The sequence below is a fragment of the Agrobacterium sp. 22-226-1 genome (genome assembly GCF_053522345.1).
In genome coordinates, this window is record NZ_JBNWCP010000006.1 from 264237 (window position 1) to 284525 (window position 20289).

The window sequence follows — 20289 nt, forward strand, 5'->3', positions numbered from 1 at the left end:
CATTCAATCCGGCTCGATCAAATTTAGGACAGCAAAGCTGTCTCAATTCACGAGGATTTTGGCAGAAACAGGCGAATTTAGCAAGGGTGCGAATCCAATTAGTGAAAGCCCCATTTTGCAGCGAAGTTTCGATACTGACCTATTGCGCGAAACTTTCTTATCGCAAGACCCGCAGAGCCATTGCTTTCATTGCCGGATTTGCCAATCGCAATCTTAGGTCATAGAACTTTGCCGTTCATCGCGCCACGCATTCCCAAACCAGAACCCCAGCCATCGGAAAGCCTTCAGAGATGTTTTTTGCTTCAGACAATTGGGCCGGCGCCCACCCTGCCGTCAACGAACGGCTTTCACGGGAATCCACGCGCTTTGCCGCCGCTTACGGCACCAGCGAACTCGATCTCTCCATCGAAAAGCGCTTCAACGAGATTTTCGAGCGCGAGGTCGCGGTGTTTTTCGTGGCCACCGGCACGGCGGCCAATTCGCTTTCGCTGGCCAGCATCGCCCGCGCCGGCGGCCTGACCTTCTGTCACTCCGAAGCGCATGTGATCGAGGACGAATGCGGCGCGCCGGATTTCTTTTCCGGCATGCGCATGGTCGCCGTCGAGGGACCGAACGGCAAGATGCTGCCGGAGAACCTCGTCGAGCGCATTGCGCGTTATCCGCAGGATGCCGTGCATCACGGCCGCGCCGCAGCCATCACCATGACGCAGGCGACCGAGGCCGGCACGGTCTACACACTCGATGAAATCGACGCCATCGCCAAAATCGCCAAGGATAATGGCCTGCCGCTGCATATGGATGGCGCGCGTTTCGCCAACGCGCTGGCTGCCCTCGACACCACGCCCGCCGAAATGACCTGGAAACGCGGCGTCGACGTCCTGTCTTTCGGCGGCACGAAAAATGGCTGCTGGTGTGCGGAAGCCATCGTCTTCTTCGATCCTTCGCTCGCCCGGGATTTTTCCTTCCTGCGCAAGCGCACAGCCCAGCTTTTTTCCAAGTCGCGCTTCATCGCCGCGCAGTTCGAGGCCTATCTGCAGGACGACCTGTGGCTCGGCCTCGCCAGCCACGCCAACGCCATGGCCAACCGGCTGCGCGCCGGTTTCGCTTCGCTGAACAGCGCCCGCCTTGCCTGGCCGACCCAGGCCAATGAAGTTTTTGCCATTCTGCCAAAGGCCGCCGCAGAAGCCGCCACGGCAAAGGGTGCGAAGTTCTATGACTGGCTGGAGCCGCGCGACATGCCGGAAAAGGTCGGCAAGGACGAAGTGCTGATCCGCATGGTCACCAGCTTTGCGACGACCGAGGCCGATGTGGACGAATTCCTGTCGATCTGCGCCGCCGTTTAAACTATCGGAGGGCGTCGCCTTGCGGCGCCTTCATACCTCCTGCAGCCGGTAACCGACCCCGGTTTCCGTCAGAATATAGCGCGGCTGATCCGGGATTTTTTCGATCTTCTGGCGAAGCTGGCGCACATAGACCCGCAAATATTGCACGTCGGTCAGTTCGTCCCATACATGCTCCAGCAGAAAACGGTGCGTCAGCGCCTTGCCGGCATGCTGCACCAGAACCCGCAGGATGTCATACTCCTTGGGCGAGAGCTTCACCTCCCGGTCCTCCACCTTGACGATGCGCCGGACCAGATCGACGGAAAGATCGCCGGTCTGGAACACCGGCCTCTCCCCCTGGCTTTGCAGACGATGGCGCAGGGCGACACGGATGCGGGCAACCAGTTCGTTCATGCCGAAAGGCTTGGTGATGTAATCATCCGCCCCCAGTTCAAGCGCCTCGACGATACCCGCCTCATCCGTGCGGCTGGAGAGGATGATGACCGGCAGCGCCAGCCCTTCGCCGCGCCATTTCGCCAGAAGATCATGACCCGACATATCCGGCAGGCCGAGATCGAGAACGACGAGATCGGGCTTGTCTTCACTGACCAGCTCCATGGCGACCTTCGCATTCATCGCCTCGCTCACCGCATATTCCTGGGTCGACAGGCCTACGCGCAAAAGCTTGCGGATCGGCGGTTCGTCGTCGACGATCAGAATACGAACGGCGGAATTGGTCATTCCCGATCTCCCTCAGCGGCATAGCTGCTTGTCGCCGGCAATCGCGCCTTAATCATGGTCTATCACCGGCGCATCGGCGGGAACCGGCAGACTGACGGTAAACTGCGCACCGGTGCGGCCCGACCTGTTTTCCGCGCGGATCGAGCCGCCCATGGCCTCGATAAACCCCTTGCAGATGGATAGCCCCAGGCCCGTTCCGGCCTGCACATGATCCGCCTTGCGTACCCGGTAGAAACTGTCAAACACCCGTTCCGTATCGTCGGGTGGAATACCCGGCCCTGCATCCGCCACGGAGAGGAAGATATTCTTCCCCTGCCGCCAGCCACCAATCTCGATAGCGGTATGTTCGGGAGCGTATTTGGCGGCATTGTCGATGAGATTGAACAGAACCTGTTCGAAAAGCACAGGGTCGACCTTCAGCATCGGCAGGTCGGAAGGAATATCCAGAACGATCTCATGCCTGACGACGATTTTCGCGGCGCGCGAAAGTGCGGTTCCGACCATATCGCCCACGAAATGCAGACCGTAATTCGGCTCCATCGCGCCCGAACCGATCCGCGTCATATCAAGAAGATTGGAGATGAACCGGTTCAGCCGCTCGGATTCCTCGACGATCGTCGAAAGCAGTTCGGCGCGCGCATCCGGCGGGATGTCCTCGGCGAAATCCTTCAGCGTTCCGGCCGAGCCCAGAATGGCCGCAAGCGGCGTCTTGAGATCATGGGAGATGGATGTCAGAAGCGCGGTGCGCAGCCGGTCGGTTTCCGCCGCAAACCTCGCCCGGTCGACATCCGAGACGAGCTGGATTCGCTCGATGGCAAGTGCCGCCTGATCGGCCAGGGCATCGAACAGCCGCTGCTGTTCCGGCGTCAGAAGCGGGCCAAGCCGGTCATCGTCCAGCCCCACCACGCCGACGGCGCCGCTGCCGGTGCGCAGGGGCAGATAAAGCCGTTTGGCGCCGGGCAGCGTATCCGCGCCCCTGCCGGCAGCCTTGTTATGTTCCCAGGCCCATTGCGCGGCGGCAATATCGGCATCGACAAGCGTATCGTCCGGCGGATACCCCGCCTTGACCGTGATCGTATTGTTTTCCGGCAGAAGCAGAACGATCCGAACCTTCAGCATCGAGGCCATCTGGAAAGCGGCCGCCCACAGCACATCGTCCAGCGTTCCCGTCACCGAAAGCTTCTTCGAGAACAGATATAAATCTTCCGTCGTTCGCGCCCTTGCCCGCGCGGCGGCGGCCTGCCGTTGCACGGCCGCCGTGAGATTGGAGGCGACAAGCGCCACGCCAAGATAAAACAGCAGCGCCACGACACTTTCCGGATCGCGAACGGTCAGGGTGTAACGCGGCTCAAGGAAGAAAAAATTGAATGCAAAAGCGCCGAGCAGGGAAGCATAAAGCGCTGGCCCCAGCCCGCCGCGCACGGCGGCGGCCAAGACCGCCATCAGGAACACCAGCGCCAGATTTCTGACATCGAGCGTTTGGTCGAGCACTATGCCGGCCACGATCGCCAAGCCGACGAACAGGGTGCTGTTAAGATAGGGCCGTATAGAACGATACGATTGCGCCGAGGCCGGCTTTGCGGCCTGGCCCGGCTTCTCTTCTTTTTTATCGCCGGAAATGACGTGAACGCTGATATCGCCCGCATGGTCGATCAGATCATGCGTCAGCGAGCGCTGAAAAATCCGCTGCCACCAGGATTTTCGCGGGCGGCCGATGATGATGTGGGTGAAATTATTGGCGTTGGCGTAGGAGATGATCTCCCGTGTCAGGTCGAGCGCCGGCAGGGTCACCGTCTCGCCGCCAAGCTGCTGGGCAAGCCGCATCGTTCCGGCCAGCCGGTCCTTTTCCGCCTCCGACAATTGTTGCGAACGCGGCGTATCGAGATGCAGCGCCGTCCATGGTGCACGCAGACGATCTGCCTGCCGGCGGGCATAACGCACCAGCCCCGGACCGTTGCCGCCATGGTCCAGGCAAACCAGAACCCGGTCTCCAGCGGCCCACGGGCCGGAAATGGCATGGGACTGCATGTGGTTGAGCAATTGCTCATCCACCCGTTGCGCGGTGCGGCGAAGTGCGAGTTCGCGCAGCGCCGTCAGGTTGCCGCGAGAAAAATAATTCTCGATGGCGCGCCGGGCGGTGCGGGGCAGGTAAACCTTGCCATCCTGCAGGCGCTTGATCAGATCGTCTGGCGTAATATCGATGATTTCGACATCGTCGGCCCGGTCGATGATGCTGTCGGGCACTGTTTCACGAACACGGATGCGGGTGATCTGCGCAACGACATCGTTCAGGCTTTCGACATGCTGGATGTTCAGCGTCGTATAGACGTCGATGCCCTGCGCCAGAATTTCCTGAACGTCCATGTAGCGCTTGGGGTGGCGGCTGCCGGCGGCATTGGTGTGGGCCAGTTCATCGACCAGAACCAGGGCGGGACGACGGGCGAGAATGGCATCGAGATCCATCTCTTCCAGCACCTGACCGCGATAATCGATACGCCGGCGTGCGACGATCTCGAAACCCTGCACCAGCGTTTCGGTTTCACGGCGGCCATGGGTTTCCACAACGCCGATGACGGCATCCACCCCCTCCGCCAGCTTCGCCCGGCCGGACATCAGCATTTCATAGGTCTTGCCGACGCCGGGCGCCGCCCCTAAAAATATCTTCAGCCGGCCCCGCGCCTCGCGCCGGGCGTTTTCCAGCAGCGCATCGGGCGATGGTCGGCTCGGCATATCGCGATTGTCGTCAGGCATTTAACCCACCAGTGTCGAGGCTATGGCTTGCGAACAAGCCATAGCCATTTCAGTTCATGAGCCGGCTGCGTCAAGAGCCATGTTGAGCGCCAGCACATTCACGACCGGCTCTCCCATGAATCCGAGTTCCGGTCCTTCGACATGGCGCTCGACGATGGCACGCAGGGATGCCTCATCCATGCCCCTTGCCCTGGCGACACGGGGAATCTGAAAATAAGCGGCCTCCGGCGAAACATGCGGATCAAGGCCGCTGCCCGAAGCCGTCACCAGATCGGCCGGAACCTCGGCCGCCGGATTTTCGGCTTTTGCGGCCTCGTAATCCTGTTTCACCCGGTCGATGAGCTTGGCGCTCGTCGGACCGAGATTGGAGCCCGAGGACGAAGCGGCATTATAACCATCGCCGGCAGCCGATGGCCTGCCATGGAAATATTTCTCACTGGCAAAGGCCTGCCCGATCAAGTGCGAACCCACAACCGCACCACTCTTTTCGATGAGGCTGCCATTGGCCTGAAAGGGGAAGATCGCCTGCGCGAGACCCGTCATGCCCAGAGGATAGGCAAGACCGGTGATGGCGGTGGTGGCGAGGATGAGCACCAGTGCGGGACGAAGCTGTTTGAACATTGTCTTTACTCCTCAGGCGAGACCGAGCGCCGTGACGGCGAGGTCGATGACCTTGATGCCGATGAAGGGAACGATGATGCCGCCGAGGCCATAAATGACCAGATTGCGCGACAGCAGCGCGCCCGCGCCGATCGGCCGATATTTGACACCCTTCAGCGAGAGCGGGATGAGCGCGATGATGATGAGTGCGTTGAAGATGATGGCCGACAGGATGGCGCTCTGCGGTGTCGAAAGCCCCATCACATTCAGAACGCCAAGCTGCGGATAGAGCGCCAGGAACATTGCCGGGATAATGGCAAAATATTTGGCGATATCGTTGGCGATGGAGAACGTCGTCAGCGCGCCGCGCGTCATCAGCAATTGTTTGCCGATTTCGACGATCTCGATGAGTTTGGTCGGATCGCTATCGAGATCGACCATATTGCCCGCCTCGCGTGCCGCCACCGTACCCGTGTTCATGGCAACGCCGACATCGGCCTGCGCCAGCGCCGGTGCGTCGTTGGTGCCGTCGCCGCACATGGCGACGAGCTTGCCCTTGGCCTGTTCCTCGCGGATAAGCTCCAGCTTGTTTTCCGGCGTTGCCTGGGCGAGGAAATCATCGACGCCGGCTTCCGCTGCTATTGCCGCGGCCGTCATCGGGTTGTCGCCGGTAATCATCACCGTGCGGATGCCCATGCGGCGAAGCTCTGCGAAACGCTCGCGAATGCCGCCCTTGACGATATCCTTCAGTTGCACGACGCCGAGCAGCTTTCCATCCCGCACGACGGCGAGCGGCGTGCCGCCGGTCTTGGCGATCTCTTCCGCAATTGTCCGGATGCCGCGTGCGGCGTCCGTTTCGGTTTTGACGGCAAGCGCCACATTGCCCTGTTGCGAAGCGCCGCCATTAACATAGGCAAGAACGGCGTCGACTGCGCCCTTGCGAATGGAGGAACCTTCGAAATCGACACCGCTCATGCGGGTCTGGGCGGTGAAGGGAACGAAATTCGCATGCAGCTTCTGCATGTCGCGGGCGCGGATGCCGTATTTTTCCTTGGCGAGAACCACGATGGAGCGGCCTTCCGGGGTTTCGTCGGCAAGGGAGGCAAGCTGGGCCGCATCGGCCAGTTCCTGCTCGGAAACACCGGCAACGGGACGAAACTCGGTCGCCTGCCGATTACCGAGGGTGATGGTGCCGGTCTTGTCGAGCAGCAGCGTATCGACATCGCCGGCCGCCTCGACAGCGCGGCCGGACATGGCGAGTACGTTGAAACGAACCAGCCTGTCCATGCCGGCAATGCCGATGGCGGACAGAAGCGCGCCGATGGTAGTGGGGATGAGCGTCACGAACAGCGCCACCAGCACGATGATCGGGATCGAACCGCCGGCATAGGATGCAAAGCTCGGAATGGTCGCGGTGGCCAGCACGAAGATCAGCGTCATGCCGGCGAGCAGAATGTTGAGCGCGATCTCGTTCGGCGTCTTCTGGCGTTCAGCGCCTTCGACCAGCGAAATCATCCGGTCGAGGAAGGTGGAACCGGCAGCGGCGGTGATGCGAACCCTGATCCAGTCCGACAGCACCTGCGTGCCGCCGGTGACGGCAGAGCGATCACCGCCGGATTCGCGGATGACGGGGGCGGATTCGCCGGTGATTGCCGCCTCGTTGACGGAGGCGACACCTTCGATGACCTCACCGTCGGAGGGGATGATATCACCCGCCTCGACGAGAACGACATCGTTCACCTTCAGGTTGGTGCCCGCCACCATCTTATACTGGCTGCGATCATCGCCGGTGAGCAGTTTCGCCTGGGTTTCGGTGCGGGTCCGACGCAGCGAATCCGCCTGCGCCTTGCCGCGCCCTTCGGCGACGGCTTCCGCGAAATTGGCGAACAATACGGTAAACCAGAGCCAGAGATTGATCTGGAAGGAAAAGCCGAGATTGGCGCCGCCCATGATGAGATCGTGGATGAACAGCACTGTTGTCAACACCGACACCGTCGCGACTACGAACATGACCGGATTGCGGGCAAGCGTGCGTGGGTTGAGCTTTTTGAATGCGGCGGCAATGGCCGGCACGAGAATGCGAGAATCGAGGATGCTCGCTTGTTTGGACTGGCTCATGAAGAGGCTCCAGCGTTTGAAACAGGGCGACCGATGAAGGTCGATCAACCCGTGATAACTTCGAGAGCGACAACGGCGGCGACGAGAGCCGCCATCATCGCGAGAATGACATTGGAAGCGCACCAGCCGCCGGGCGTGGCGCTCCCCCTGCCGGGAGCGCCTTTGCGGGTGGAAACGATGCGGTTATTTCGGGACTTGTCGTTCATGGCATCACCTCAGAAGAGCTGGCCTGCCGCCATCACCAGATGTTCGGCAACGGGGCCGAGCGCCAGTGCAGGCAGGAAGGTAAGGCCGCCGACAATCAGGATCGTGCCGACAAGCAGGCCGACAAAAAGCGGGCCATCCGTCGGGAAGGTGCCGGCCGAGGCCGGAACGGTCTTCTTGGTGACCAGCGAACCGGCAATGGCGAGTGCCGGAATGATCACCAGAAAACGTCCCATCAGCATGCCGAGACCAAGCGTGATGTTGTACCAGGTGGTGTTGCCGGTGAGGCCGCCGAAGGCCGAGCCGTTATTGGCGGCCGCCGAGGTATAGGCATAGAGAATTTCGGAGAAGCCGTGCGGCCCTGCCGTGCCGATCGATGCGACCGCCGAGGGCAGCACGGTGGCCGTTGCCGTGAAGACCAGCATGGCGAGCGGCAGGCAGAGAATGGCCAGAACCGCCATCTTCATTTCCTTGGCCTCGATCTTCTTGCCGAGATATTCCGGCGTGCGCCCGACCATCAGCCCCGCCACGAAGATGGCGATGACGATGAAGAGCAGAATGCCGTAAAAACCCGCGCCGACACCGCCGACGATCACTTCACCCAGCTGCATGTTGATGAGCGGGATAAGGCCGCCCAGCGCCGTGAAGCTGCCATGCATGGCATTGACAGCACCGCAGGAGGCCGCCGTGGTGATGACCGCGAAGAGCGACGAGAGTGCCACGCCGAAGCGGACCTCCTTGCCTTCCATATTGCCGCCGGCAAGACCGAAGCTGTGCATCAGCGGGTTTCCGGCCGCTTCCGCCCAATAGGTGACGGCGACGCCGGCGATAAACAGCGTACCCATGGCGGCGAGGATCGCCCAGCCCTGGCGCTGGTTGCCGACCATGCGGCCGAAGACGTTGGTAAAGGCGGCGCCAATGGCGAAGATCGACACCATCTGGATCATGTTGGAAATGGCGTCAGGATTTTCGAAGGGATGCGCCGAATTGGCGTTGAAGAAGCCGCCGCCATTGGTGCCCAGCATCTTGATCGCCAGCTGCGACGCGACGGGGCCGACGGCAATCGTCTGCTGCGCGCCTTCCAGCGTCTGCGCATTCACATAGGCGCCGAGCGTCTGCGGCACGCCGAGCCAGACATAAACGAGGGTCAGCACGATGCAGAGGGGTAAAAGCACGTAGAGCGTGGAGCGGACCATATCCACCCAGAAATTGCCGATCGCCTTGCCGGAGGCGCGGGAAAACGCGCGGATCAGGCCGATGGCGATGGCCATGCCTGTTGCGGCGGAAACGAAGTTCTGCACGGTGAGACCCGCCATCTGGGTCAGATAGGACAGGGTGCTTTCGCCGCCATAATTCTGCCAGTTGGTGTTGGTGACGAAGCTGACCGCCGTATTGAAGGACAATTCCGGCCCCACGGCCGCCATTCCCTGCGGATTATAGGGCAGCACCGCCTGAAAGCGCATCAGGGCATAAAGCAGGGCAAAACCGAGCAGGTTGAAGAGAAGCATGGAGAAAGCATAGGTCGTCCAGTGCTGCTCCTCACGCTCGCTTGTCCCGGCAAGGGCATAAAGGCCGCGCTCGACCGGTGCGAGAACTGGCGACAGCAGGGTGCGCTCGCCATTAAAGACACGCGCCATATAGAAGCCGAGCGGCTTCACCAGCGCAAAAATGATCCCGCAAAACAGCAGAATCTGAAACCATCCATTGAGGGTCATGGTATTGAACTTTCAATAGCCGCCGCTTCCCGATCAGAAACGTTCGGGGCGAATGAGAGCATAGGTGAGATAGGCGGCGATAAAGACCGTGACGGCACCGCTCAAGATATAGTCGAATGTCATCGCAGCCTCCGCCTAAAGCCGGTCGCAGGCGCGCGTATAGGCAAAGCAGAGGGCGAAAAACACCGTCGCTGCGCCGATCAGAACAACATCCATCATCGATGGGACTCCTTTTTATTCGAGGAGCCGGACAGGAAGAAAAGCGCCGTCATGTGGGACGTCGCTTTTCATTCTTTCTGGCTGAGAAGGGAACACCATCCCTTCCCGCACAGAAGAATGCACCCGAACCGCATAAAGGTTCGAGACGGCCACAGAGGCAATAAAATAGGAATCCTATAGGAATTTCGATGCCCGCCGGTCGCGGGCATCGCTGCCGCTACTTAGAGTTTTGACGCATTTCCGGACGGAAAACCGGGGTCCACTTTTCCTGGAAATGCTCTAAGAGAGCGGGCTGTCACCGAAAGCGGAAACGATGGTTTCCGCCGGACTTTTACCGGCCAGCAGCGCTGCCAGCAAAATGCGGGCCTGGCCCGGGCGAAGCGTGGATGAATGCACGGCGCCCGCCGCGACAAGGTCATGCCCGCCGCCGCCGCCGCCATAGGTCGCCACCAGCCGCCCTTCCGGCACACGGCTGGAAACGATGACGGGAACGCCGCGTTCGGCGCAGCGCTTCACGGCTTCGGCGATACGCGGATTGGCGTTGCCGGAACCGAGTGCGGCAAGGACGATGCCTTTCGCGCCCGCCTGCAGGCTTGCATCGATATGGGTCGCGTCACAGCCGGGATGAATGGCGACGATATCGACGCGCTGATCGGTTACCGGGGCGGAAAGCCGCAGCGTTGCGGCGGCAGCCAACGGCCGGGCGGAGCGGAAGGCGTCCGCCTCGTCCGCGCTCAGTTTATAAAGCCCCCAGGCCGGCAGACAGCGGCCGCCGAAGGAGAGGAGCACGCCTTTTGCGGCATTCGCTCGATCAAGCGCTGTTTCTATGGCCCGGGCCAGATTGGCCGGCCCGTCCGCGTCCTTATGGTCTGCGGTAAACTGTGCGCCGGTGAAGACCACCGGCTTTGTGATGGCCCGCTGCAAATGCACGAGCAGCGAGGATTCTTCCATGGCGTCGGTGCCATGCAGAACCACGATGCCGGTAACGGCGGGATCATCGAGCTCGGTACCCACCGCATCGCTGATGCGCTGCATGTCCGCCAGTGTCAGGCTGGAGGAATCCTTCGCCATCAGATCAACCGGCTTCAGCCGGGCGTTGATCTGCGGAACCAGCGCCAGCAGATCCTCACCCGAGAGGCTGGGCGTGCTCACGCCATCGGCACCACGCCGGCTGGCGATGGTGCCGCCGGTGGCGATGACCGCCACCAGAGGCGTTGCGTCCTGCCCGCTCACTGCGATGCTCCCGCACGCTCGTCCGCAAGGCGGTAGATGCGGTCACGCAAGAGATACCAGCCGATGACGAGCGCCGGGATGATGACCAGTAGCGAAGCGATTGTCCAGGAGCCGACGGGATAATCGAAGGCCATCAGCACCAGCACACCGAACAGGAAGATGAGCGTGAGAATGCCGGTATAGGGCGCGCCGAACATGCGGAAATCCGGACGCACGAGTTCACCACGCTTGGAAAGCTGCCAGAGCTTCAGCTGGCAAAGCACGATAACCGCCCATGCGCAGATGATGCCGAGCGCCGACAGGTTAAGCGCGATTTCGAAAGCGGCGGAGGGAACGACCGCATTCAGGGCCACGCCGAGAACGGTGACGACGGCCGTGACCGCAATGCCGCCATAAGGCACGCCATTCTTGTTCATCTTCGCCAGCGCCGCCGGAGCAGAGCCGGAAACCGCCATGGAATGCAGGATGCGGCCGGTGGAATAAAGCCCGGCATTGAGCGAGGACAGCACGGCGGTCAGAACGACGAGGTTCATGATCACGTCAGCGCCCTGCACACCGATGGAACCGAAGAAGGTGACGAAGGGGCTCTCGCCGGCCTTGTAGGCGGTGTAGGGCAGAAGCAGCGCGAACAGCAGCACCGAACCGACATAAAAGACCACGAGACGCAGGACGACGGCGCGGATGGCGCGGGGCATGACCTTGCGCGGGTCTTCCGTCTCGCCTGCCGCCGTGCCGATCAGTTCGATGGAGGCATAAGCGAAGACGACGCCCTGTATGATGACGAAGGCTGGCAAAATACCGTTGGGGAAGAAGCCGCCATTATCGGTGATGATGCTGAAGCCGGTGACATGTCCTTCGATGGGAGTGCCGAAGATGACGAAATAAATGCCGACCACGAGGAAGATCGCAAGCGCCAGCACCTTGATGAGGCTGAACCAGAATTCAAGCTCACCGAAGACCTTCACCGACAGCATGTTCATCGCCAGCACGACCAGAAGCGCCGTCATCGCAAAGACCCATTGGTCGATACCAGCGAGCCACGGAACATATTGCTTGAAGAAATTCATGTAGAGCGCAACGGCGGTCACATCCGCCACCGAGGTCATGGCCCAGTTCAGCCAATACATCCAGCCGGCGGCGAAGGCCATTTTCTCGCCGTAGAATTCGCGGGCATAGGACACGAAGGAACCGGAGCTCGGGCGATGCATGATCAGTTCGCCGAGCGCGCGCAGCACCAGAAACGCGAAGAAACCGCACAGCGCATAAACGAACACCAGCGCCGGGCCGGCCTGCGCCAGACGCCCGCCCGCACCGAGGAAAAGCCCGGTGCCGATGGCGCCGCCAATGGCGATCATCTGGATCTGACGCGGCTTGAGGGCCTTGTGGTAACCGAGGTCTTCTTCGACGAAGACCTCACGGTCGGCAGACGCCGTTTTTCCAGAATGCATGGATATTTATCCTCCCGATAAAGTGCTTGCAGTCGGCGATAAGCCGGAAATGAAAATGAAACTGGCACAGTCCGCGCTGGAATATGGCCAGCATGCATGCTCATGCACGCTGTAAAGCTGCATGACAGATTTTCGCCCCTCATAATGGCAGATAATGCCGTTCGTCAAGCGTATTCGATATGATTGACCTTCTCCTCCCCCCGAATTAAGGTCGAAAAATCTGTAAGACAGCTTTACAGATATAGCAACGCTTAAAAGCCAGTGGAGGAAAAAGTGAGCGTGACGCGCAAGGAGCATGATTTGCTCGGGACGAAGGAAATTCCGGCGGATGTCTATTGGGGCGTGCACACGGCGCGCGCCGTGGAAAACTTCAAGATCACCGGGGTGACCATCGGCCACAACCCCTATCTCGTCAGGGGACTGGCCTATGTGAAGGAGGCGGCGGCACGCGCAAATCACGAGCTCGGCCTTCTGGACACAGAACGCATGGAAGCCATCGCCGAGGCCTGCCGCGAAATCCGCGCCGGCGCGCTGCATGAGCAGTTCGTGGTGGATGAAATCCAGGGCGGCGCCGGCACCTCCACCAACATGAACGCCAATGAGGTCATTGCCAACCGCGCGCTCGAACTGCTTGGCCACGAAAAAGGCGATTATGCCCGCCTTCACCCCAATGACCATGTCAATCTCAGCCAGTCGACCAACGACGCCTATCCGACCGCGATCAATGTCGGGCTGATAGAGGCCATCGACGATCTGGCGGCTTCCATGGGCGTGCTGAAGGATGTCTTCGACCGCAAGGCGCAGGAATTCGCGGGCTTCATCAAGATCGGCCGCACGCAATTGCAGGACGCCGTGCCGATGACGCTCGGCCAGGAATTCCGCACCTTCGTGGTGATGCTGGGAGAAGATCAGGCGCGCCTCATCGAATCCGCAGCACTTCTGCACGAGATCAATCTCGGAGCAACAGCCATCGGTACCGGGCTGAATGCGCCGCGCGGTTATGCCGAGCTTGCCTGCCAGCATCTGGCGGAACTGACCGGACGCCCGCTGGTGACGGCGGCGGACCTTATCGAAGCCACGCAGGACCCCGGCGCTTTCGTGCATCTCTCCGGTGTGCTGAAACGCGTTGCCGTGAAGCTGTCGAAAACCTGCAACGACCTTCGCCTGCTCTCTTCCGGCCCGCGCGCCGGCATCGGCGAAATCACCCTGCCCTCCGTTCAGGCGGGTTCCAGCATCATGCCAGGCAAGATCAACCCGGTCATTCCCGAAGTGGTCAATCAGGTGGCCTATGCGGTGATCGGCAATGACATCACCATCACCATGGCGGCCGAAGCCGGGCAGCTGCAGCTGAACGCTTTCGAGCCGATCATCGTGCGCGCGCTTTCACAGAGCATCAGCCAGCTCAGCGCGGCCTGCCGCACGCTGGCGGAACGCTGCGTCGACGGCATCGTCGCCAATCCGGCGATCATGGCGCAGCGCGTGGAAGAATCCATCGGTCTCGCCACCGCGCTCAACCCGTTGATCGGTTATTATGCGGCGACCGAAGTGGCGAAGGAAGCACTTGCCAGTGGCCGCACCGTGCCGCAGGTGGTTCTGGAACGCGGTTATCTCACCGATGCGCAATTGCAGCAGGCACTAAGCCCGCGGCACCTTGCCAACCTGCCCGCCGTCACGGCTGGCGAAGCCGATCTTCGCCAATAATCGTGGTCACTACCTGCTTCACCTGCCCAAGGTGAAGCTCCATCGCCTCCCGCGCCTCAGGCGCTGAACCCCGCCGGATCGCCTCGACGATCCGGCGGTGCTCGAAATTCGAGGCAACGCGGCGACCGGCCATCAGGTTGACCATCTCTGACTGTTGGGAGAGCGCCTCGCGGGCATCGGCCACCACCTTGGCGAACAGCCTGTTGGCCGAAGCTTCGGCAATGGCGCAATGGAATTGCCCATCCAGCAGCACCCAGGGATGCGGCCTTTCTTCGGCTTCCATCCGATCACAGAGGTCAAGCAGGACTTCCAGCTGAGCATCCGTGCGCCTCAACGCCGCCCATCCGGCCGCAGGAACTTCGATGAAGGGGCGGGCCTCGATCAGATCGCGGGCGGAATAGGCGCCGTAATTCAATTCGGAAGGCGGGGTCGGCGTCATCACATAGGTGCCGCTTCCGGTGCGGGTCTGCGTCAGCCCCAGGGTCTGGAGCGACCGCAAAGCCTCGCGAATAATCGGCCGGCTGACGCCATATCGGGCGGCCAGATGGGCTTCGGAAGGCAGCCGTGTGCCGACCGCAAGCTGCCCCGAGGTGATGGCGGAACGGATATCATCGAACACCGCTTCTGCGGCATTCTTGCGATTGATCGGCTGCGCATCCGCTAGCCAATCCGACAACCCGCCCATCTTCAAACCCTCCGCACTCTCAATATGTTCGCAATATCAACGCAAAACCGGACAACCGCCCAAACGCAAAGGACGGCCGCCGCTCTCGCGGCCAAGCCGACCTTCCTAACATTATCCTGCCCGCCGGAACAACGACGGCGGATATTTTTGTTGGAGCGAGGATGCAGCATCGCCGCACCCTCGCTCCACGTCAGATATTACGCCTTGATTTCCGCTACCTCCGGCTTGTCATCCTCACGCGGGATGCGGAACCACGCGACATAGAGCGCCGGCAGGAAAAGCAGCGTAAGCGCCGTGCCCACCACGATACCGCCCATCATCGCATAGGCCATCGGGCCCCAGAAGATTTCCCGGGAGATGGGGATGAGGGCAAGTGTGGCCGCCGCCGCCGTCAGCATGATCGGCCGCATGCGGTGCTCGGTCGCCTCGATGACGGCGCGCCATGCCGAGACCCCTTCGCTTCTCAGATGCTCGATCTGCACGACGAGGATGACCGAGTTGCGGATCAGGATACCGATCAGCGCCAGCACGCCGAGAATGGCAACGAAGCCCATCGGCGCATTGGAGAAGAGCAGCGCCACCACGACGCCGATCAGGGCTGTCGGCGCCACGGCAAAGACCAGGAACAGCCGGCTGAAGCTCTGCAACTGGATCATCAGGATCGTCGCCATCGCAAACAGCATCATGGGCACGACAGCGACGATCGGCGCTTGCGAATCCGCACTGGATTCCACCGAGCCGCCCGTCTCCAGTGTGTAGCCGACGGGAAGCGTTTTCTGGAACGCCTCGATTTTCGGCTTCAGTTGCTCCACAATCGTCGCCGGCTGCGTCGGACCGATAATAGCAGCCTTGACGGTAATCGTCGGGATCCTGTCACGACGCCAGATGGTCGGCTGCTCCAGCTCATAGCGGAAATTGGCGATTGCCGAGAGCGGCACGGCCTTGCCGTTGGTTGCCGGCAATTGCAGGTTTTGCAAGGTCTCGATGGAGCCGCGCTCCGAAAGCTGCGCCCGCGCCACCACGTTGACGAGATAGATATCGTCCCTCACCTGCGTGACGGTGGACCCCTCGACAATGCTGTTCATGGCATTGGCGATGTCTTCCGAGGAGACGCCAAGCTGGCGGGCCTTGTCCTGCAGAACATCGACCTTGACGACGCGCGTCGGCTCGTTCCAGTCCATGACCATGTTGGACAGCAGCCGGTGTTCGCCGACGATGCCCGACAATTGCTGCCCGAGCTCGCGCACCTTCTGGATATCAGGGCCGCTTAGGCGATATTGCACCGGCTTTCCGACCGGCGGACCGATATCGAGCAGTTTCACGAAGGCGTCGGTGCCGATAAAAGTCTTGTTCAGATAGTCCTGCAACTCGGCACGCACCTTGTCACGGACATCCAGCCCCTTGGTGACGATGACCGTCTGGCCGAAGGTGACATCAGGCGTCTGCACGTCGAAGGACAGAATGAAACGCGGCGCGCCTTCACCAACATAGGTTGTCCAATGGTCGATATCCGGATTCTTGGCCAGCATGTCCTGCTCGAACTGCGCCATCTGCCGGTTGGTCTCGGCAATCGAACTGTTCTGCGGCAGGTTCCAGTCAACGATCAGCTCCACGCGGTCGGATGACGGGAAGAACTGCTGCTGCACAAGGCCCATGCCGCCGACGGAAAGGCCGAACAGCGCAATGGTGAGGATAATCGTCACCCAGCGCCAGCGCAGCGCCCGGCCGAGAAGCCAGGAAAAGGCAGAGGCAAAGCGGCCCTTTTTCTCATGGTGCGATTTCATCGTCTTCGGCAGGATCGTCACGCCGAGCAGCGGCGTGAAAAGAACCGCGACGATCCATGACACGATCAGCGAAACGGCGATCACCACAAAAAGTGTGAAGGTGAATTCACCCGCCGCGCTGTTGTTGAGACCGACCGGAATGAAGCCGGCAACCGTGACCAGCGTACCGGTCAGCATCGGGAAAGCGGTCGAGGTGTAGACATAGGTCGCCGCTTTCCTGAGATCGTCTCCCACTTCAAGCCGCGCGACCATCATCTCGACGGCAATCATCGCATCGTCGACGAGAAGCCCGAGCGCGATGATGAGGGCGCCCAGAGAGATACGCTGCAGGGAAATACCGGTATATTCCATGTAGACGAAGGTGATCGCCAGCACGAGCGGAATGGAAACGGCAACCACCATTCCGGCCCTGAGGCCAAGGCTGATGAAGCTGATGACGAGAACGATGGCGATGGCCTCGAACAGCGCCGAGGTGAAGCCCGAGACCGCCTCATCGACCACGGCCGGCTGATCGGACACGCGATGCACATCGACGCCAACAGGCAGGTCCGCAACTACCCGCTTCATCTGCGCATCCAGCGCCTCACCGAAATGCAGCAGGTTCGCGCCGGTTTTCATGCCGATCGCAAGGCCGATGGCCGGCTGGCCGTTGAAGCGGAACAGCGAGGATGGCGGATCGACATAACCGCGCCGGATCGTCGCCACTTCCGTCAGCGGGAAGAAGCGGTTGTTGACCCGCAGATTGATGGACCGCAGGCTGTCTTCCGAGGTGAACTGGCCGCTTACACGCAGCGCCACACGCTCAGGCCCGGCATTCACGAAGCCGGATTGCGTGACGGCGTTCTGGGCTTGCAGCGTCTTGATGATCGACTGCTGGTCGATGCCGAGCGCCGCGATCTGCCGCGTGGAAAACTCCAGATAGATCGTCTCATCCTGTGCGCCGATGACATCGACCTTGCCGATATTGTCGACGGTCAGCACCTTCGCACGGGCATCTTCCACCAGATCGCGCAATTGTCGCTGGCTGAGACCGTCGCTGGTGAAGGCGTAGATATTGCCATAGACATCGCCGAAGCGGTCGTTGAAGAAGGGGCCGACGACGCCCGAGGGGAAATCGCCCTTGATGTCGCCAATCATGTTGCGCACCCGCACCCAGGTCGGCTCGACGTTGCGCGCCTTGGTTTCCGGCACCAGCTCCACAAAGATCGTCGTGCGGCCGGCCACAGTCTGGCTGCGCAGATGATCGAGATTGTCGAGTTCCTCTAGCTTCTTCTCGATTCTGTCGGTCACCTGCCGCGCCACTTCTTCGGCGGAAGCGCCGGGCCATTGCGCGCTGATCACCATGGTCTTGATGGTGAAGTTCGGATCTTCCTCGCGACCGAGGTTGAGATAGGAGAAAACGCCGGCAAGAACGAAAACCAGCATGAAGTACCAGACGAGCGAACGGTGTTCGAGCGCCCAGTCGGAGAGATTGAATTTCTTCACTGACGGACCTCCTGATCGATCCTGATGGCCTGTCCATCCTTGAGCTTGTGAACGCCGGCGCTGGCAACGCGCTCACCGGGCTTGACGCCGCCGGTGATGCGGACGCTGCCGCCTTCGGCAGGCTCGCCCTCTATCGTGACCGGGCGCAGCGTCACCGTTGCCGTCTCGGCATTGACGATCCAGACGCCCCATCCATTGTCGGTCTTCAGCAGGGCCGATGACGGAAGCATGATCTGCGGTTCGGAGGCGGCAAGCACTGAAGCAGTGACGACGGACCCCAGCCGGAATGTCGGCGGCGCGTCCTGCAGGCTGATCTTCGTGCGGCGCGTGCGCGTCGCCGTTTCGGCTTCCGGAGCGATCTCGCGCACCACGCCGGTGGTGCGAATTTTCGGATCGAGCTGCAGGGCGACCTCGAAGGCGGAGCCGATCTCCAGCCGCTGCGCCGCAAATTGCGGAACGTCGACCACCACATCGCGCACTTCCGGACGGGCAATCGTCACGACCGTTTGCCCGGCCGAGACGACCTGACCGATTTCGCCCGAAGTTGCCGTCACCACACCGTCAAATTCCGCATGCAGCTGCGCATAACCCAGCTGTTCCTCGGCCTTGTCCAGATTGGCGCGCGCCTTGGCGACGGATGCATTGGCGGTGCGCGTGGCCTGCTCGGCCTCTTCCAGTGCGGCTTCCGTGCCGCTGCGGGCTTCCGCCAGCACGCGCTGGCGCTGCTCGGTCGTCACTGCATTGGCCAGCTGCGCTTCCGCATTGGAGAGGTCGGATTGCGCGCTCTTCACCGCAAGCTCGAGCGCCAGCGGATCGATCGACGCCACCACGTCACCCTTCTTCACCAGATCGGCGACATCGACATTGCGGGCGATAATGCGCCCGAGCACGCGAAAACCGAGATCGGTCTGAATGCGCGATTCCACCGTGCCGGTCAGACGCAGGGCATCGGCCGGCTTCTCTTCCACGACGACGGAAAGCACCGGGCGCGGCGCCTCGGCGGCGGCTTCCTGCTTTTCCTCGCAGGAGGAAACCGCAATCGCCACAGCCAACAAAAACAAGCATTTATATATACTGGACATTATTGTGCCTGCCCCTTTTCATAGGCGACCTTTTCACCGGCGCGGAGAAATTTGGTGCCGACGGTGACGACGAGATCGCCGGGATTAAGCCCCTGCGTGATGACGAATTGACCCGTCTCGTAATCGGCGACCTCGACGCGCCGCATGGCGATTTCCGAGGATTGCGGATCGACCACCCACACGGCGGGGAAGCCGTCCTGCGACGTCATCGCCGACCACGGAAGCTCAATCGCATCGACCTGTTTGAAGCGGAAATGGCCGGATACGGGCGCGCCGAGCGGCATGGTCAAATCGCCGCTCAGACCCACCTTGACCCTGATCGTTCCATTGTCCGGGTCTATCGTCGGAGAAATCTCCCGCACCGGCGCCGCAACGCTGCGGGCGGGGTCCGACAGGAGGCTGACATTGACAAGATTGTCGATATCACGCTCAAGGAAAAGGGATTCGTAGACATCGAAGACCGCATCGCGCGGCCCGTCATGCGCCAGCGTGAAGACGAGCTGGGCGGCCTGCGCCACCTGGCCGACTTCGACATTGCGCGCCGTGATAACGCCATCCGCATCCGCCCTGAGTTCGGTATAGGAAAGCGCATCGCGGGCCGTATCGAGCTGCGCCTGCGCCGATCTCACCGCCCCTTGCGTCGTGAGAAGGGTCTCCTGGGCCTTGTCGACCGCCGAACGCGAGGTCACCTGCGTCTTGAAAAGGCTTTGCTGACGGTCGAACGTCAATTGCGCCTGCGTCTGCTGCGCTTCCGCTGATTGCAGGTTGGCCAGGGCGACATCGAGATCGGCCTTTTGCTCTTCGGGATCCATGCGGGCAAGCAATTGCCCGGTCTTCACCCTTGCGCCCACATCCACCAGCCGCTCGGTGATCTTGCCGCTGACGCGGAAGGACAGATCCGTCTGGACCCGTGCCTTTACTTCGCCCGTAATGACGCTGCCGCGATCGACTGGTTTTTTCTCAGCCGCGACCACATCGACGATGCGGAGCGGCTTTTCGGCAGGCGGCTCTTCATTGCTGCAGGACGACAGGGCGAAAATACCGCCAAGCGCCGCCGCGATAAGAATGGTTCTCATGGTGACCTCTTGATCTTCGCCTCATCCTATAATATTTGACTGACTGAATAGTCAATGAAATTCTTATGCCGCTGATCGGGGAGCTGTCTGGAGTATCGGTACAGGTTCCCGAATGATCGTTCCCC

The 20289-nt window shown here is 61.1% G+C and carries 15 protein-coding genes; 2 read left to right on the forward strand and 13 right to left on the reverse strand.

Annotation, left to right across the window (positions count from 1 at the left end; translation table 11 throughout):
• Positions 1-290: 290 nt before the first annotated feature.
• Complete coding sequence (locus ACQZ5K_RS13250; RefSeq protein ID WP_448740549.1) at positions 291-1343, forward strand: threonine aldolase family protein; 1053 nt, start codon at positions 291-293, stop codon at positions 1341-1343.
• 30 nt (positions 1344-1373) lie between these two features.
• On the opposite strand, the gene ACQZ5K_RS13255 is transcribed toward ACQZ5K_RS13250, so the two are convergent.
• The 9 genes from ACQZ5K_RS13255 to ACQZ5K_RS13295 form a co-directional block, all read right to left on the reverse strand.
• Positions 1374-2063: a response regulator transcription factor gene (locus ACQZ5K_RS13255; RefSeq protein ID WP_448740550.1), complete on the reverse strand. Its 690-nt coding sequence runs from the start codon at positions 2061-2063 to the stop codon at positions 1374-1376.
• Positions 2064-2111: 48 nt separating this feature from the next.
• Positions 2112-4814, reverse strand: a complete 2703-nt coding sequence (locus ACQZ5K_RS13260; RefSeq protein WP_448740551.1) for a DUF4118 domain-containing protein — start codon at positions 4812-4814, stop codon at positions 2112-2114.
• Positions 4815-4868: 54 nt separating this feature from the next.
• Positions 4869-5435, reverse strand: coding sequence for a potassium-transporting ATPase subunit KdpC (kdpC, locus tag ACQZ5K_RS13265; protein ID WP_448740552.1), 567 nt, complete (start codon positions 5433-5435; stop codon positions 4869-4871).
• A 12-nt stretch (positions 5436-5447) separates the two neighbouring features.
• Positions 5448-7532, reverse strand: a complete 2085-nt coding sequence (gene kdpB / locus ACQZ5K_RS13270) for a potassium-transporting ATPase subunit KdpB (protein ID WP_448740553.1) — start codon at positions 7530-7532, stop codon at positions 5448-5450.
• Positions 7533-7576: 44 nt separating this feature from the next.
• Entirely contained in the window at positions 7577-7738 is a 162-nt protein-coding gene (locus ACQZ5K_RS13275; protein ID WP_162936065.1) for a hypothetical protein, read from the reverse strand.
• A gap of 9 nt (positions 7739-7747) precedes the next feature.
• Positions 7748-9451, reverse strand: a complete 1704-nt coding sequence (gene kdpA / locus ACQZ5K_RS13280) for a potassium-transporting ATPase subunit KdpA (protein ID WP_174058076.1) — start codon at positions 9449-9451, stop codon at positions 7748-7750.
• A gap of 33 nt (positions 9452-9484) precedes the next feature.
• Positions 9485-9574: a K(+)-transporting ATPase subunit F gene (kdpF, locus tag ACQZ5K_RS13285; RefSeq protein ID WP_003506089.1), complete on the reverse strand. Its 90-nt coding sequence runs from the start codon at positions 9572-9574 to the stop codon at positions 9485-9487.
• Positions 9575-9949: 375 nt separating this feature from the next.
• The gene (locus ACQZ5K_RS13290; protein WP_448740554.1) at positions 9950-10903 is read right to left on the reverse strand and encodes an asparaginase; all 954 of its coding nucleotides are present in this window, start codon (positions 10901-10903) and stop codon (positions 9950-9952) included.
• Positions 10900-12351: an amino acid permease gene (locus tag ACQZ5K_RS13295; protein ID WP_137453610.1), complete on the reverse strand. Its 1452-nt coding sequence runs from the start codon at positions 12349-12351 to the stop codon at positions 10900-10902. Before ACQZ5K_RS13295 ends, ACQZ5K_RS13290 begins: the two co-directional genes overlap by 4 nt.
• Before the next feature lie 273 nt (positions 12352-12624).
• Between ACQZ5K_RS13295 and ACQZ5K_RS13300 the strand changes: the two genes are divergently transcribed.
• The gene (locus tag ACQZ5K_RS13300; RefSeq protein WP_448740555.1) at positions 12625-14052 is read left to right on the forward strand and encodes an aspartate ammonia-lyase; all 1428 of its coding nucleotides are present in this window, start codon (positions 12625-12627) and stop codon (positions 14050-14052) included.
• Here ACQZ5K_RS13300 and ACQZ5K_RS13305 read toward each other — a convergent pair.
• The 4 genes from ACQZ5K_RS13305 to ACQZ5K_RS13320 all read right to left on the reverse strand — a co-directional run bounded on the left by ACQZ5K_RS13305 (position 14021) and on the right by ACQZ5K_RS13320 (position 20164).
• Positions 14021-14737: a FadR/GntR family transcriptional regulator gene (locus ACQZ5K_RS13305; protein ID WP_142780781.1), complete on the reverse strand. Its 717-nt coding sequence runs from the start codon at positions 14735-14737 to the stop codon at positions 14021-14023. The genes ACQZ5K_RS13300 and ACQZ5K_RS13305 overlap by 32 nt on opposite strands.
• A 197-nt stretch (positions 14738-14934) precedes the next feature.
• The gene (locus tag ACQZ5K_RS13310; protein WP_448740556.1) at positions 14935-18006 is read right to left on the reverse strand and encodes an efflux RND transporter permease subunit; all 3072 of its coding nucleotides are present in this window, start codon (positions 18004-18006) and stop codon (positions 14935-14937) included.
• Positions 18003-19088, reverse strand: a complete 1086-nt coding sequence (locus ACQZ5K_RS13315) for an efflux RND transporter periplasmic adaptor subunit (RefSeq protein WP_448740557.1) — start codon at positions 19086-19088, stop codon at positions 18003-18005. Before ACQZ5K_RS13315 ends, ACQZ5K_RS13310 begins: the two co-directional genes overlap by 4 nt.
• Positions 19088-20164: an efflux RND transporter periplasmic adaptor subunit gene (locus ACQZ5K_RS13320; protein ID WP_448740558.1), complete on the reverse strand. Its 1077-nt coding sequence runs from the start codon at positions 20162-20164 to the stop codon at positions 19088-19090. Before ACQZ5K_RS13320 ends, ACQZ5K_RS13315 begins: the two co-directional genes overlap by 1 nt.
• Positions 20165-20289 lie beyond the last annotated feature (125 nt).

Excerpts from the sequence above, each read along its gene's own strand:
- ACQZ5K_RS13250 (WP_448740549.1), top strand. The coding sequence starts at position 291 with ATGTTTTTTGCTTCAGACAATTGGGCCGGCGCCCACCCTGCCGTCAAC.
- ACQZ5K_RS13255 (WP_448740550.1), bottom strand. The coding sequence starts at position 2,063 with ATGACCAATTCCGCCGTTCGTATTCTGATCGTCGACGACGAACCGCCG.
- ACQZ5K_RS13260 (WP_448740551.1), bottom strand. The coding sequence starts at position 4,814 with ATGCCTGACGACAATCGCGATATGCCGAGCCGACCATCGCCCGATGCG.
- kdpC (WP_448740552.1), bottom strand. The coding sequence starts at position 5,435 with ATGTTCAAACAGCTTCGTCCCGCACTGGTGCTCATCCTCGCCACCACC.
- kdpB (WP_448740553.1), bottom strand. The coding sequence starts at position 7,532 with ATGAGCCAGTCCAAACAAGCGAGCATCCTCGATTCTCGCATTCTCGTG.
- ACQZ5K_RS13275 (WP_162936065.1), bottom strand. The coding sequence starts at position 7,738 with ATGAACGACAAGTCCCGAAATAACCGCATCGTTTCCACCCGCAAAGGC.
- kdpA (WP_174058076.1), bottom strand. The coding sequence starts at position 9,451 with ATGACCCTCAATGGATGGTTTCAGATTCTGCTGTTTTGCGGGATCATT.
- kdpF (WP_003506089.1), bottom strand. The coding sequence starts at position 9,574 with ATGACATTCGACTATATCTTGAGCGGTGCCGTCACGGTCTTTATCGCC.
- ACQZ5K_RS13295 (WP_137453610.1), bottom strand. The coding sequence starts at position 12,351 with ATGCATTCTGGAAAAACGGCGTCTGCCGACCGTGAGGTCTTCGTCGAA.
- ACQZ5K_RS13305 (WP_142780781.1), bottom strand. The coding sequence starts at position 14,737 with ATGGGCGGGTTGTCGGATTGGCTAGCGGATGCGCAGCCGATCAATCGC.
- ACQZ5K_RS13315 (WP_448740557.1), bottom strand. The coding sequence starts at position 19,088 with ATGTCCAGTATATATAAATGCTTGTTTTTGTTGGCTGTGGCGATTGCG.
- ACQZ5K_RS13320 (WP_448740558.1), bottom strand. The coding sequence starts at position 20,164 with ATGAGAACCATTCTTATCGCGGCGGCGCTTGGCGGTATTTTCGCCCTG.